At 66.7% G+C, this 12,400-nt stretch carries 13 protein-coding genes and 6 tRNA genes; 16 read left to right on the forward strand and 3 right to left on the reverse strand.

The annotated features are described in order from the left end of the window. Positions 1-81: 81 nt before the first annotated feature. Complete coding sequence (locus ACZ5Z2_RS07805; protein WP_464761388.1) at positions 82-627, reverse strand: Smr/MutS family protein; 546 nt, start codon at positions 625-627, stop codon at positions 82-84. 142 nt (positions 628-769) lie between these two features. Here ACZ5Z2_RS07805 and surE point away from each other — a divergent pair, with 142 nt between their 5' ends. The 4 genes from surE to ACZ5Z2_RS07825 are packed head-to-tail and all read left to right on the forward strand — an operon-like array spanning position 770 to position 3,877. Continuing rightward, a complete protein-coding gene (gene surE / locus ACZ5Z2_RS07810) occupies positions 770-1,558 on the forward strand; it encodes a 5'/3'-nucleotidase SurE (protein WP_464761389.1) in 789 nt (262 codons plus the stop codon). Between the two features lie 3 nt (positions 1,559-1,561). Beyond that, positions 1,562-2,257, forward strand: coding sequence for a protein-L-isoaspartate(D-aspartate) O-methyltransferase (locus ACZ5Z2_RS07815; protein ID WP_464761390.1), 696 nt, complete (start codon positions 1,562-1,564; stop codon positions 2,255-2,257). Further along, a complete protein-coding gene (locus ACZ5Z2_RS07820; protein ID WP_464761391.1) occupies positions 2,257-2,865 on the forward strand; it encodes a YqaA family protein in 609 nt (202 codons plus the stop codon). Before ACZ5Z2_RS07815 ends, ACZ5Z2_RS07820 begins: the two co-directional genes overlap by 1 nt. 43 nt (positions 2,866-2,908) lie before the next feature. After that, the gene (locus tag ACZ5Z2_RS07825; RefSeq protein ID WP_464761392.1) at positions 2,909-3,877 is read left to right on the forward strand and encodes a peptidoglycan DD-metalloendopeptidase family protein; all 969 of its coding nucleotides are present in this window, start codon (positions 2,909-2,911) and stop codon (positions 3,875-3,877) included. 167 nt (positions 3,878-4,044) lie between these two features. Here the strand turns inward: ACZ5Z2_RS07825 and ACZ5Z2_RS07830 are convergent, their stop codons facing one another. Beyond that, positions 4,045-4,422 (reverse strand): Mth938-like domain-containing protein, encoded by a 378-nt coding sequence (locus ACZ5Z2_RS07830; RefSeq protein WP_464761393.1) that lies wholly within the window; start codon positions 4,420-4,422, stop codon positions 4,045-4,047. Next, positions 4,422-4,718: a ribosome assembly RNA-binding protein YhbY gene (gene yhbY / locus ACZ5Z2_RS07835; RefSeq protein ID WP_464761394.1), complete on the reverse strand. Its 297-nt coding sequence runs from the start codon at positions 4,716-4,718 to the stop codon at positions 4,422-4,424. Before yhbY ends, ACZ5Z2_RS07830 begins: the two co-directional genes overlap by 1 nt. A 75-nt stretch (positions 4,719-4,793) precedes the next feature. On the opposite strand from yhbY, the gene rlmE reads away from it, so the two are divergent. The 12 genes from rlmE (at position 4,794) to ACZ5Z2_RS07895 (ending at position 12,354) form a co-directional block, all read left to right on the forward strand. Continuing rightward, positions 4,794-5,444 (forward strand): 23S rRNA (uridine(2552)-2'-O)-methyltransferase RlmE, encoded by a 651-nt coding sequence (rlmE, locus tag ACZ5Z2_RS07840; protein WP_464761395.1) that lies wholly within the window; start codon positions 4,794-4,796, stop codon positions 5,442-5,444. Beyond that, positions 5,441-7,390: an ATP-dependent zinc metalloprotease FtsH gene (gene ftsH, locus ACZ5Z2_RS07845; RefSeq protein ID WP_464761396.1), complete on the forward strand. Its 1,950-nt coding sequence runs from the start codon at positions 5,441-5,443 to the stop codon at positions 7,388-7,390. Before rlmE ends, ftsH begins: the two co-directional genes overlap by 4 nt. Positions 7,391-7,637: 247 nt before the next feature. Next, positions 7,638-7,714: transfer RNA gene (locus ACZ5Z2_RS07850), tRNA-Arg, on the forward strand. Between the two features lie 173 nt (positions 7,715-7,887). Further along, positions 7,888-7,964: transfer RNA gene (locus ACZ5Z2_RS07855), tRNA-Pro, on the forward strand. 24 nt (positions 7,965-7,988) lie between these two features. Beyond that, positions 7,989-8,065: transfer RNA gene (locus ACZ5Z2_RS07860), tRNA-Arg, on the forward strand. Positions 8,066-8,081: 16 nt separating this feature from the next. Further along, positions 8,082-8,157: transfer RNA gene (locus tag ACZ5Z2_RS07865), tRNA-His, on the forward strand. Positions 8,158-8,171: 14 nt separating this feature from the next. Beyond that, positions 8,172-8,247, forward strand: a tRNA-Lys gene (locus ACZ5Z2_RS07870). 184 nt (positions 8,248-8,431) lie between these two features. Beyond that, a tRNA-Leu gene (locus tag ACZ5Z2_RS07875) sits at positions 8,432-8,517 on the forward strand. An 84-nt stretch (positions 8,518-8,601) separates the two neighbouring features. Then, positions 8,602-9,894, forward strand: a complete 1,293-nt coding sequence (gene tig, locus ACZ5Z2_RS07880; RefSeq protein ID WP_464761397.1) for a trigger factor — start codon at positions 8,602-8,604, stop codon at positions 9,892-9,894. 82 nt (positions 9,895-9,976) lie between these two features. Next, a complete protein-coding gene (gene clpP, locus ACZ5Z2_RS07885; protein WP_464761398.1) occupies positions 9,977-10,600 on the forward strand; it encodes an ATP-dependent Clp endopeptidase proteolytic subunit ClpP in 624 nt (207 codons plus the stop codon). A gap of 168 nt (positions 10,601-10,768) precedes the next feature. Beyond that, positions 10,769-12,061 (forward strand): ATP-dependent Clp protease ATP-binding subunit ClpX, encoded by a 1,293-nt coding sequence (clpX, locus tag ACZ5Z2_RS07890; RefSeq protein ID WP_464761399.1) that lies wholly within the window; start codon positions 10,769-10,771, stop codon positions 12,059-12,061. A 71-nt stretch (positions 12,062-12,132) separates the two neighbouring features. Continuing rightward, the gene (locus ACZ5Z2_RS07895; RefSeq protein WP_464761400.1) at positions 12,133-12,354 is read left to right on the forward strand and encodes a hypothetical protein; all 222 of its coding nucleotides are present in this window, start codon (positions 12,133-12,135) and stop codon (positions 12,352-12,354) included. Positions 12,355-12,400: the final 46 nt, after the last annotated feature.

Consider the following 12,400-nt stretch of genomic DNA (forward strand, 5'->3'; position numbering starts at 1 on the left):
CCCTGCGCTTGCGCAGGGCTCCGTCAGGCAGGCGCGATGCGCCTGCCAGACGTTGGGCCATCCATGGCCCAAGTTGCCCCGTCACCCTCGCAGCAGCACGATCACCGCGCCGGTACCGCCCTGCGCGGGCCGCGCCGAGGCGAATGCCACCACGTCGTCACGCCGTCGCAGCAGGCGGTCGGTGAGCGCCTTCAGTACCGGGCCAGCGGCTTTCGAGCGCAGGCCCTTGCCGTGGATGATGCGCACGCAATGCAGGCCGCGCTGTTTCGCTTCGGCGAGGAAAGCGGCGATGGTGGTCTGCGCGGCGGCGGCGTTCATCTGGTGCAAGTCGATCTCGTCCTGCACGCTGTACTGGCCGCGCTTCAACTGGCGCAGCAGCTTCGGCGGGTAGCCGTCGCGCAGGTAGGCCAGTTCCTCGCCCACTTCCAGCGTGGCCGGGTCGAAGGCCATCTCCAGCAGCTCGCCCGGCACGGCGGCCTCGTCGGCCTCGAACATGCGCGGTCGCGGCGCAGGCTTGGGCGCCGCTGGCGGTGCGACTGGCGCGTCGATGTGGCGCACCTCGCCGATGGCCTCGCGGAACAGGCGGGCATCGTCTTCGCTGATCGCGGTTGGCGGGCGGCGTTTCATGTACCGATGCTAGCAAGCGGCGGCTCGCATGCAATGCACGTGACGATCCGTGAAACCATGGGGTCGCTCCGGTAAACTCGGGAGGTTGCAAGGTGCGCACGTCGCTTGACGGTGCGCTGCGGTCGACACAACACGGATCAGCATGCGAGTTCTTGTCAGCAACGACGATGGCGTGGATGCGCGGGGCATCCACGTGCTTGCCGCGCGCCTGCGCGAAGTGGGCGAGGTGACGGTGGTGGCGCCCGACCGCGACCGCTCCGGCGCCAGCAATTCGCTGACCCTGGACGCGCCGCTGCGCGTGCTGCGCATGGAGGACGGCCGCTACCGCGTGGCGGGCACGCCCACCGATTGCGTGCACCTGGCGCTGTCCGGCCTGCTGGAGCACGAGCCGGACATCGTGGTGTCCGGCATCAACAACTCGGCCAACCTCGGCGACGACGTGATCTATTCCGGTACGGTGTCGGCGGCGATGGAGGGGCGTTTCCTCGGCCTGCCGGCCATCGCGGTATCGCTGGTCAGCCGCGACCATGCCGGCGTGCATTACGACTCGGCGGCGAACGCGGTGCTGCTGCTGATGCGCCGGCTGCTGGTCGATCCGCTGCCGGCCGACACCATCCTCAACGTCAACGTGCCGGATCGGCCGTGGGCGGAGATCCATGGCTTCGAGGTCACGCGGCTGGGGCGCCGCCATCGCGCGGAGCCGTGCATCGCGCAGACCGATCCGCGCGGCCGCCCGATCTGGTGGATCGGCCCGGCGGGCGAGGTGGACGACGCCGGCCCCGGCACGGACTTCGATGCGGTGCGCCGCGGTTATGTCTCGGTGACGCCGATCCACGTCGACCTCACCCGCTACCAGGCATTGGAAAAGGTGAGCAGTTGGGTGCAGTCGCTGGGCACCGACGTGGCCGCGCCCGGCCACAAGGCGGCTTGAGCGATGAACATGCACACGTTGCCGCCATCGGCACTGAAAGGCGAGGGCATGACCTCGCAGCGCGCGCGCGACCGGCTCGTCGCGCAGCTCAAGGAAAGCGGCGTGCGCGACGCGCGGGTGATCGACGTGATCCGCAACCTGCCGCGCCATCATTTCATCGACCAGGCGCTGCATGCGCGCGCCTACGAGAACACCGCGCTGCCCATCGGCCACGGCCAGACCATCTCCCAGCCCTGGGTGGTGGCGCGGATGACCGAGGCGCTGCTCGAGCATTTCGACGAGCGCAAGGAAAAGCCCGGCCGCGTGCTGGAGATCGGCACCGGCTCCGGCTACCAGGCGGTGGTGCTGGCCGCGCTGGTGGAGCAGGTCTACACGGTGGAGCGCATCGAGGAGCTGCTGCGCCAGGCGCGGCGGCGCTTCCGCCAGCTCGGCATCGCCAACATCCGCTCGCGCCACGACGACGGCAAGCTGGGCTGGGCCGACGAGGCGCCGTTCGATGCGGTGATCCTCACCGCCGCGGGCGACAGCATCCCCAGCCGCATCCTCGAACAACTCAGTCCCACCGGCGTGCTGGTGGCCCCGGTAGGCTCGCCCAGCAGCCAGGTGCTGATCCGCCTGCGCGGCGACGGGCAGGGCGATTTCGTGCAGGAGGAGCTTGGCCCGGTCAGCTTCGTGCCGCTGCTCGGAGGCATCGGCTGATGCGCCTGTTCGGCAAGCTCTACGCCCGCGCATTGACGTGGGCGCGCCACCCGCACGCCATCCGTTACCTGTGCGCGCTCAGTTTCGTCGAAGCCTTCATCTTCCCGATCATGCCGGAAGTGATGCTGGCGCCGATGATGCTGGGCAAGCGGCACAAGGCGTTCTTCTACGCGAACATCAGCCTGGCTTTCTCGCTGCTTGGCGCACTGGTCGGCTACATGCTGGGGCATTGGGCGTTCGAGGCGCTGAAGCCGCTGCTCGGCACCTTGCACCTGCTGGCGCCCATCGAGCAGGGCGTGCAGAGCCTGCGCACGCAGATGGCGCAGCATCGCTGGGGCCTGTTCGGCGTGCTGATTCTCGCGGCCCTGCAGCCGGTGGTGCCGATGAAGTTCGTGACCTGGGCCTCGGGCATCGTGGGCGTGCCGGTGCTGCCCTTCCTCGGTTGCGTCGCGCTGGGCCGCGGCAAGCGCGTATGGCTGCTGGCGCTGCTGATCCGGCTGTTCGGCGAACGCGCCGAGCAGGTTCTGCACCGGTACATCGAGTGGATCGGCTGGATCGTGCTGGTGCTGCTCGGAGTGTTGCTGGCGTGGTGGATCTGGCGGCATTGAGCGCCGCATGAAAATACAGGGAGGCCTCGCTATGCTGGCGCGCATGAACCGATACCTTGCACTCCCGCTCGCGCTCGCCGTCGTGCTGCTTTCCGCCTGCAGCACCGTGGTGGTGGAGCCGGCTCCGGGACAGCAGAGCTACCGGGGGCCTGCCGCACACACGACTGCCGCGGCGCGTACGCCGGTTCCGGGCGGCAGCTACACGGTGGCGAAGGGCGACACCATGTATTCGATCGCCTTCCGCAACAGCGTGGATTACCGCGACCTGGCGAAGTGGAACGGCATCGCCGCGCCTTACACGATCTGGCCGGGACAGAAGCTGCGCCTGGCGCCGCCGAGCGGTGGCGCGTCGGCCCAGCGGGCGGCGGTCGCGGTTGCCCGGGCGAATCCCGCGCCTGTTTCCGCTGCGCCGGCAGCGTCCGCGCCGGTATTCGAAAGTGTGCCTGCGGAGGCGCCGGCTTCGGCCGCGAGCGCCGTTGCGACGACGCATGCGCCATCGCACGCGGCAACGGTCACGGCGTCGACTGCCGCGCCGGCCGTGCCCGCGAGCACCGTGGTGCCGGTGGCTGGCGTGGCCAAGCCCGTCGCGCCGCCGCCGGCTCCGACGCCCGTGGCGGCGGGCGGCAGCTCGCACGCAGCGGGCGGAGTGACGTGGCGCTGGCCGGCCGACGGGCAGATCATCAAGCGCTTCACGCCCGGCGATGCGGTGCCGGGTATCGAGATCGCCGGCAAGGCCGGCGACCCGGTGCGCGCGGCGGCCGACGGCGTGGTGGTGTACAGCGGCAACGGCCTGGTCGGCTACGGCGAACTGGTCATCATCAAGCACAGCGACAGCCTGCTGTCGGCCTACGGCCACAACAGCAAGCGCCTGGTGACGGAAGGCCAGCGCGTCAGCGCCGGCCAGGTGATCGCGCAGATGGGATCCAGCGGCGCATCGCGCGTGGAACTGGGCTTCCAGATCCGCAAGGACGGCAATCCGGTCGACCCGCTGAGCTATCTGCCAGCGAAATAACGATCCATGGATGGATCGCTCGTCCGTCAATCACTTCGTGATTGGCGGACGGAGCCAAAGCGGGCTTGCCCGATTTGGCGAGCTCGGGAAGTGCAGGACAGCACTTCCCGGGCATCAGACACGGCTCTTCGGGTCGATCGTGGCGCAGCGTTTGAAGCTCGCTGTCGTCAACCTGCCGGCAACACGAACCCCGCCACCACGCGCCGCCCTTCGCTGGCCAGCAGGTTGTAGGTGCGCGCGGCGGCGGCGTTGTCCATCGCCTCGACGCCGACGCCCTTGCGCAGGAAGCCGGCCATGAAGGCGGCGGGCGGGAACACCTGGCGCGCGCCGGTGCCCAGCAGCACCAGCTCCGGTTGCAGGGCGAGCAGGGCTTCGACGTGTTCGGCGCCCAGCGTGGCGGCGTCGTGCACCGGCCAATGCTCGATTGCGCGATCGGGCGCCAGCAGGAAGCTGTCGGTGAGTTCGCGGTCGATCAAGGTGATGCCGTCCTCGCCGACGCGGCGCACGAACAGGTAACCCTCGGGCCGGTCGAGCGACAAGTCCATCAGCGGGGCAGCGCGATCTTCGGTTCGTCCGCATTGCGGCGGAACAGCACGGCGACGTGGCCGATCTGCTGCACCGCTTCGGCGCCGGTGCCGGCCAGCAGGGTGTCGAGCTGCGCCTGGCGCTCTTCCTTGTCGCCGCCGGAGAGCTTCACCTTGACCAGTTCGTGGATCTCCAGCGCCGAGCCCAGTTCCTTGACCACGGCTTCGCTGGCCCCCTTGTTGCCGAGCAGGATGACCGGGTTCAGGCCGTGGGAAAGGCTGCGCAGGTAGCGGATCTGCGAGGGGGAGAGGGCCATGCGGCGGTTTCGATTCGCGGTGAGTGAGCGTCAAAGGGTATCATGCACGCCATTCCCCTGTAGCGATGTCGTCCCATGAGCCGCAGCAAGAGCAGCGCCGGCTGGCTGCGCGAACACTTCAACGACGTCTACGTGAAGAAGGCGCAGGCCGAGGGCGTGCGTTCGCGCGCGGTGTACAAGCTGGAGGAGCTGATCGACCGCGACCGCCTGCTCAAGCCGGGCATGGCCGTGGTGGATCTGGGCGCCGCGCCGGGCGGCTGGTCGCAGCTGGTGCGCCAGCGGCTGGGCGAGGGCGGCAAGGTGTTCGCGCTGGACATCCTGCCGATGCAGGGCATCGCCGGCGTGGATTTCCTGCAGGGCGACTTCCGCGAGGAAAGCGTGGTGCAGGCGCTGGAGGCGCGGCTGGAGGGACAGAAGCTGGATCTTGTGCTGTCCGACATGGCCCCCAATATGAGTGGTGTGGCCCTGGCCGACCAGATCCGGGCGATGGCGCTGGCCGAACTGGCGCTGGATTTCTCCCGGCAGTGGCTGAAACCGGGGGGCGCGTTCCTGATCAAGCTTTTCCAGGGCGCGGGCTTCGACGATTACCTGCGCAGCTTGCGCGCGGACTTCTCGCGCGTGACGATGCGTAAACCAAAGGCCTCGCGCGCACGTTCGCGCGAGGTGTACGCGCTGGCGACCGGCCGCAAGGCCGCCGCGGCGCAACCGGGCGGGAACCGCGCATGAACGAAACAGCAAAACAAGTGTTGCTCTGGGTGATCATCGCGGTGGTGTTGTTCACCGTGTTCCAGAGCTTCAACCCGCACGGTGGCGGGTCGTCCAACATGGCCTACAGCGCCTTCGCGCAGAGCGTGGACAACGGCAACGTGTCCAGCGCCGTGATCAGCGCCGACCAGCCGGCCACCATCAGCGGCAAGCTGAAGGACGGTTCCAGCTACCGCACCGTCGCGCCGATCCTGGGCTTCTCCACCAATGCGGTGGTGAAGCAGATGCAGGACAAAGGCGTGGAAGTGCGCCAGGATCCGGCCGAGAGCTTCTCGCTGGTCGGCCTGCTGGTGAGCTGGCTGCCGATCCTGGTGTTCGCGGGCGTGCTGATCTGGTTCATGCGCCAGATGCAGTCCGGCGGCGGCGGACGCGGCGCGATGAGCTTCGGCCGTTCGCGCGCCAAGCTGCAGGGCGAAGACCAGATCAAGGTCAACTTCAGCGACGTGGCCGGTTGCGACGAGGCCAAGGAAGAGGTTGGCGAGCTGGTCGAGTTCCTGCGCGATCCCGGCAAGTTCCAGAAGCTGGGCGGCAAGATCCCGCGCGGCGTGCTGATGGTGGGCCCGCCCGGCACCGGCAAGACCCTGCTGGCCAAGGCCATCGCGGGCGAGGCCAAGGTGCCGTTCTTCTCGATCTCGGGTTCCGATTTCGTGGAGATGTTCGTCGGCGTGGGCGCCAGCCGCGTGCGCGACATGTTCGAGCAGGCCAAGAAGCATGCGCCGTGCATCATCTTCATCGACGAGATCGACGCGGTGGGCCGCCACCGCGGCGCCGGCCTCGGCGGCGGCCACGACGAGCGCGAGCAGACGCTCAACCAGTTGCTGGTCGAGATGGACGGCTTCGAGGGCACCGAAGGCATCATCGTGATCGCCGCGACCAACCGCCCCGACGTGCTCGACCCCGCGCTGCTGCGCCCGGGCCGCTTCGACCGCCAGGTGGTGGTGGGCCTGCCCGACGTGAAGGGCCGCGAGCAGATCCTCAAGGTGCACCTGCGCAAGGTGCCGGTGGCCGCCGACGTCGACGCGATGACCATCGCGCGCGGTACGCCGGGCTTCTCCGGCGCCGACCTCGCCAACCTGGTCAACGAGGCGGCGCTGTTCGCCGCGCGCGAGAACGCGCGCGAGGTGCGCATGGTTCATCTGGACAAGGCGCGCGACAAGATCCTGATGGGCGCCGAACGCCGCTCGATGGCGATGAGCGAGGACGAGAAGAAGCTCACCGCCTACCACGAGGCGGGCCACGCCATCGTCGGCCGCCTGGTGCCCGAGCACGACCCGGTCTACAAGGTCACCATCATCCCGCGCGGCCGAGCGCTGGGTGTCACCATGTACCTGCCGGAAGGCGACCGCTACAGCATGAACCGCGTGGCGATCGAGTCGCAGCTGTGCTCGCTGTACGGCGGCCGCGTGGCGGAGGAGCTGATCTTCGGCACCGACAAGGTCACCACCGGCGCCTCCAACGATATCGAGCGCGCCACCAAGATGGCGCGCAACATGGCCACCAAGTGGGGCCTGTCCGACGAGCTCGGCCCGATCACCTACGGCGAGGACGAGGACGAGGTGTTCCTCGGCCGCTCGGTGACCCAGCACAAGAGCATCTCCAACGAAACCGCCAGCAAGATCGACGGCGTGGTGCGCGGCATTCTGGATCGTGCCTATGCGCGCAGCACGCAACTGCTGACCGACAACATCGACAAGCTGCACACGATGGCGGAAGCGTTGCTGCAATACGAAACCATCGATGCGCGCCAGATCGACGACATCATGGCCGGCCGCCAGCCGGGGCCGCCCGCCGACTGGAACCGCAATGCCGCAGGCGGCAGCTCCACGCCGCCGCCACCGCCGCCCAAGAGCGAGGATTCCACGGTGGGCAATCCTGCCACGCAGAGCCGCTCCGGGCTGGACGCCTGATTTAGACGTCTAGACGTCCAAACACGGGATGATGCGAAGGGGGCGGTCATGGTCGCTCCCTTCGCCGTTTGCAGGAGGCGGAAGGGGCGGGTTCGACGCGCGGCGGAACGAGGGATGGACAGGGTGCCGGCGACGTCGTGAAAAAAATTCATGAAAAGGTGTTGACCTTCGATGCGCTACCCTGAATAATTCCGCTCCTCGCTTCGGCGGTTCGGGAAACCGGCCGGCGAAACGGCAAGTTCAGTGCGCGCCCGTAGCTCAGTTGGATAGAGTACCTGGCTACGAACTAGGTGGTCGGGAGTTCGAATCTCTCCGGGCGCGCCATTTTGTACTGCAAGGCGAAGCATCCGCGCTTCGCTCTGCATCTCCGGAACGGGCAGTGACCGATCCGGGGAATGGTGGGCAAGGTGTCTTGGGCAATGCTCGTGGTTTGACGGATGGCAGGGTCGACCGTAGCATTCCAAGGTTCCGTTGATGAAGGCTGTTGCGGGCTCGTTCGGGGTATAGCTCAGTCTGGTAGAGCGTTGCGTTTGGGACGCAAAAGTCGGGGGTTCGAATCCCTCTGCCCCGACCACTGCCTGTTCTGCAATCGGCGTCCGCGCCTGTAGCTCAACCGGATAGAGCATCGGCCTTCTAAGCCGACGGTTGCAGGTTCGAGTCCTGTCGGGCGCACCACTAAACGCTTTTCATGGTGGACGTAGCTCAGCTGGTAGAGTCCCGGATTGTGATTCCGGTCGTCGTGGGTTCGAGTCCCATCGTTCACCCCAAAATTCAAGTTTCAGGGCCGTTAGCTCAGTTGGTAGAGCAGTTGACTCTTAATCAATTGGTCGTAAGTTCGAATCTTACACGGCCCACCAACACCGAAACGCCGACCCTCGTGGTCGGCGTTTCGCTTTGTGGCGATGACGAAACGGGCGCGCGTCGCGTGCTTGTGCTGCGGCTTGGCACGCCCGTACAATGAACCGCTTTAGCGCAGGGTAATCATCGACTTAGGCGCTGGCTGCATAGGCATGGTTCTGCCTTGAGAGCCGGACACGACAAGCGAAAGTGGCGGAACTGGTAGACGCACCAGATTTAGGTTCTGGCGGGTAACCCCCGTGCGGGTTCGAGTCCCGCCTTTCGCACCACTGTCGCGATGATTCCTCCGTGCTGCGGAATTGCAGCCAGGGCGCCCTGCCGGGCGCCACAACCATCGGGTTCCAGGAGACGACATGCAGGTTTCGGTTGAAAACATCGGCACTCTCGAGCGCAAGCTCACGGTGAAGTTTCCCGCCGAGCGTTACGAGACGCAGGTAGGCGCGCGCATCGCGGAACTGGGCCGCACCGTGCGCCTGAAGGGTTTTCGCCCGGGCAAGGTGCCGGTGGCCGTCATCAAGCAGCGTTTCGGCGAGCAGGTGCGCGGCGAAGTGCTGTCCGACCTGATCGGCAGCACGCTGCGCGAAGCGGTGACGCAGGAGAAGCTGCAGCCGGTCGCCAACCCCGCCATCGACACCACCGGCAAGCCGGAGAACGGCGAGATCGCCTATACCGCCACCTTCGAGGTGATGCCGGAGTTCCCGGCGGTCGACGTCGCCGCGCTCGAGATCAAGCGTCCGCTGGCGACGGTGAGCGATGCCGACGTGGAGAAGATGCTGGAGACGCTGCGCCAGCAGCGCCGCAGCTTCGAGCAGGTCGAGCGCGCCTCGGCCGAGGGCGATTTCGTGATGTTCGAGTACGCCGCGCAGGCCGGCGACTACCGCTTCCCGGCGGAAGGGCTGGAACGCGCGGGCAGCGTGCTGGGCGCGGGCAACCTGTTCAAGGCGCTGGACGAGGCGCTGGCCGGCCGCAAGGCGGACGACAGCTACGAGGCCGACGTCGAGTTCCCGGCGGATTTCCGCAACGAGAACCTGGCCGGCAAGAGTGCCAGGGTGAGCTTCAAGATCGTCAAGGTGCAGGAGCCCAAGCTGCCGGAGATCGACGCCGAGTTCGCCAAGCTGTTCGGCATCGCCGACGGCGACCTGGAGCACTTCCGCAAGGAAGTGCGCGCCAACCTCGAGCGTGAGCTGAAGGCCGCGCTGATGGGGCGCCTGAAGTCCGAGGTGGCCGAGAAGCTGTCCGACGCGCACGCCTCGCTGGACGTGCCGAACATGCTGGTGCAGTCCGAGGCGCGGGCGATGGCCGCAGGCAGCGTGCCGCGCGGCCAGCAGCCGCCGCCGCAGTTGGTCGAGGCCGCGCTGCCGATGGCGCGCAAGCGCGTGATCGCCGGCCTGCTGATGGGCGAGATCGCCCGCAAGCAGGAGCTGAAGATCGACCGTACGCGCGTGGCCGAGCAATTGGCTGCGATCGCCTCGACCTACGAGGAGCCGGAAAAGGTCATTGAACTCTACAACGGCGACCCCCAGTTGATGTCTGGGCTGCAGAACCGCGTGATGGAAGACCAGGTGGCCGAGTGGGTGGCGGATCACGCCAACACCACCGTGCAGGATCTGAGTTTCGACGAGGTGATGCGCCCCGCGGGCGCCTGATACAGGCGTCCACCCGTCGGGCCTGGCGCAGGCCGGGCCCGATGGCATACTCCAGGCACATCAACCAGAGAGCGCACAGACCATGGAACCGATCCAGAACCTCAACTTGGTGCCGATGGTCGTCGAGCAGACCGCCCGCGGCGAGCGCTCCTACGACATCTATTCGCGCCTGCTGAAGGAGCGCGTGATCTTCCTGGTCGGCGAAGTGAACGACCAGGTGGCGAACCTGCTGGTCGCGCAGATGCTGTTCCTCGAATCGGAAAATCCGGACAAGGACATCCACCTGTACATCAACAGCCCGGGCGGCGCGGTCACCGCGGGTCTGGCGATCTACGACACCATGCAGTACATCAAGCCCGACGTCAGCACCATGTGCATCGGCCAGGCCTGCAGCGCCGCGTCGTTGCTGCTGATGGCCGGCGCCAAGGGCAAGCGTTTCTCGCTGCCGAACTCGCGCGTGATGATCCACCAGCCCTCGGGCGGCGCCCGCGGCCAGGCCACCGACATCGAGATCCAGGCCCAGGAAATCCTCTACCTGCGTCGGCGCCTCAACGACATCTACGTGCAGCACACCGGCCAGCCGCTCGACCGGATCGAGCGCGACATGGAGCGCGACCGCTTCATGAGCGCCGAGGCGGCCCGCGAGTACGGCCTGATCGATTCGGTGCTGGATCGTCGCGCCGTCGAGACGGTCAAGTCGGCCTGATCTTGCGATCATCCTGATCGCGAGAGTCAAACGGGCGGCCATCCATGGCCGCACTCATCAATGATTTGTGCCCATGGGTTTCCGCGTCCGCCAGCCGGCGCGGAGCCCTGTGCTATTCTCGGGCCGCAACCTGAATAACCCACTAGTTTCACCAGCGGAATCGAAAGTATGAGCGACGACCGACAGGGGCGTGCCGGCGACAGCGGCAAGATTCTTTACTGCTCCTTCTGCGGCAAGAGCCAGCATGAGGTGCGCAAGCTGATCGCGGGTCCGTCCGTGTTCATCTGCGACGAATGCGTCGAGCTGTGCAACGACATCATCCGCGAGGAGCTGGAAGAGAAGGCCGCCTCCGGTCGCACCCAGTTGCCCAAGCCCAAGGAAATCCGCGAATCGCTGGATCAGTACGTGGTGGGCCAGGCGCGCGCCAAGAAGGCGCTGGCGGTGGCGGTGTACAACCACTACAAGCGCATGGAGTCGCGCCAGAAGGGCGACGACGTCGAACTGGGCAAGTCCAACATCCTGCTGATCGGCCCCACCGGCTCGGGCAAGACCCTGTTGGCCGAGACGCTGGCGCGCCTGCTCAACGTGCCGTTCACCATCGCCGACGCCACCACGCTGACCGAAGCGGGCTACGTGGGCGAGGACGTCGAGAACATCATCCAGAAGCTGCTGCAGAAGTGCGACTACGACGTCGAGAAGGCGCAGTCGGGCATCGTCTACATCGACGAGATCGACAAGATCTCGCGCAAGAGCGAGAACCCGTCGATTACCCGCGACGTGTCGGGCGAAGGCGTGCAGCAGGCGCTGCTGAAGCTGATTGAAGGCACCTTGGCCTCGGTGCCGCCGCAGGGCGGGCGCAAGCATCCGCAGCAGGAATTCCTGCAGGTGGACACCAAGAACATCCTGTTCATCTGCGGCGGCGCGTTCGCGGGGCTGGAGAAGGTGATCCAGCAGCGTTCGGAGACCACCGGCATCGGTTTCGGCGCCGAAGTGCGCAGCAAGGAACGCACGCAGAACCTCGGCAAGATGCTGGCCGACGTGGAGCCGGCGGATCTGGTGCGCTTCGGCCTGATCCCCGAATTCGTCGGCCGCCTGCCGGTGATCGCCACGCTGGAAGAACTGGACGAGCCGGCGCTGGTGAAGATCCTCACCGAGCCGAAGAACGCCGTCACCAAGCAGTTCAAGAAGCTGTTCGAGATGGAGGAAGTGGAGCTGGAGTTCCGCCCCGAAGCGCTGCAGGCGATCGCCAAGAAGGCGCTCAAGCGCAAGACCGGCGCCCGCGGCCTGCGCACCATCCTGGAGCAGGTGCTGCTCGACACCATGTACGAGCTGCCTTCGCTGGAGCACGTCAGCAAGGTGGTGGTGGACGACGCGGTGATCGAAGGCCAGGCCGAGCCCTACCTGATCTACCGCGGCAACCTGCAGCAGCATGCGGCGGGCGAGGGCGGCAACGCCGCCTGATCGCCGCAGGCTTCGCAAGCACGGCTCCGGCGTCCGCGCCGGAGCCGTTTTGCTTTGTCGGGAGCGTGGCCATGGATGCCGTCCATTCGACTTTCGCGATCATGGACGATCGCAAAGGGCACTTTGAAAGTGCAGCCATGGATGGCTGCCCGTTCGACTTTCGCGACCGTGGACGATTGCAAAGGATATTTGAAAGTGCAGCCATGGATGGCTGCCCGTTTGATCCTCGCGATCATGGACGATCGCAAAGGTACAGCCACAGGTTGAGTAATCCCGGTTTCGCCTCCACTTGACGTGTCATGCGGCCCGGCGCAGTGTCGGGCCGTCCCATAGGATTCC

Source organism: Rhodanobacter sp. G1 (assembly GCF_055397855.1).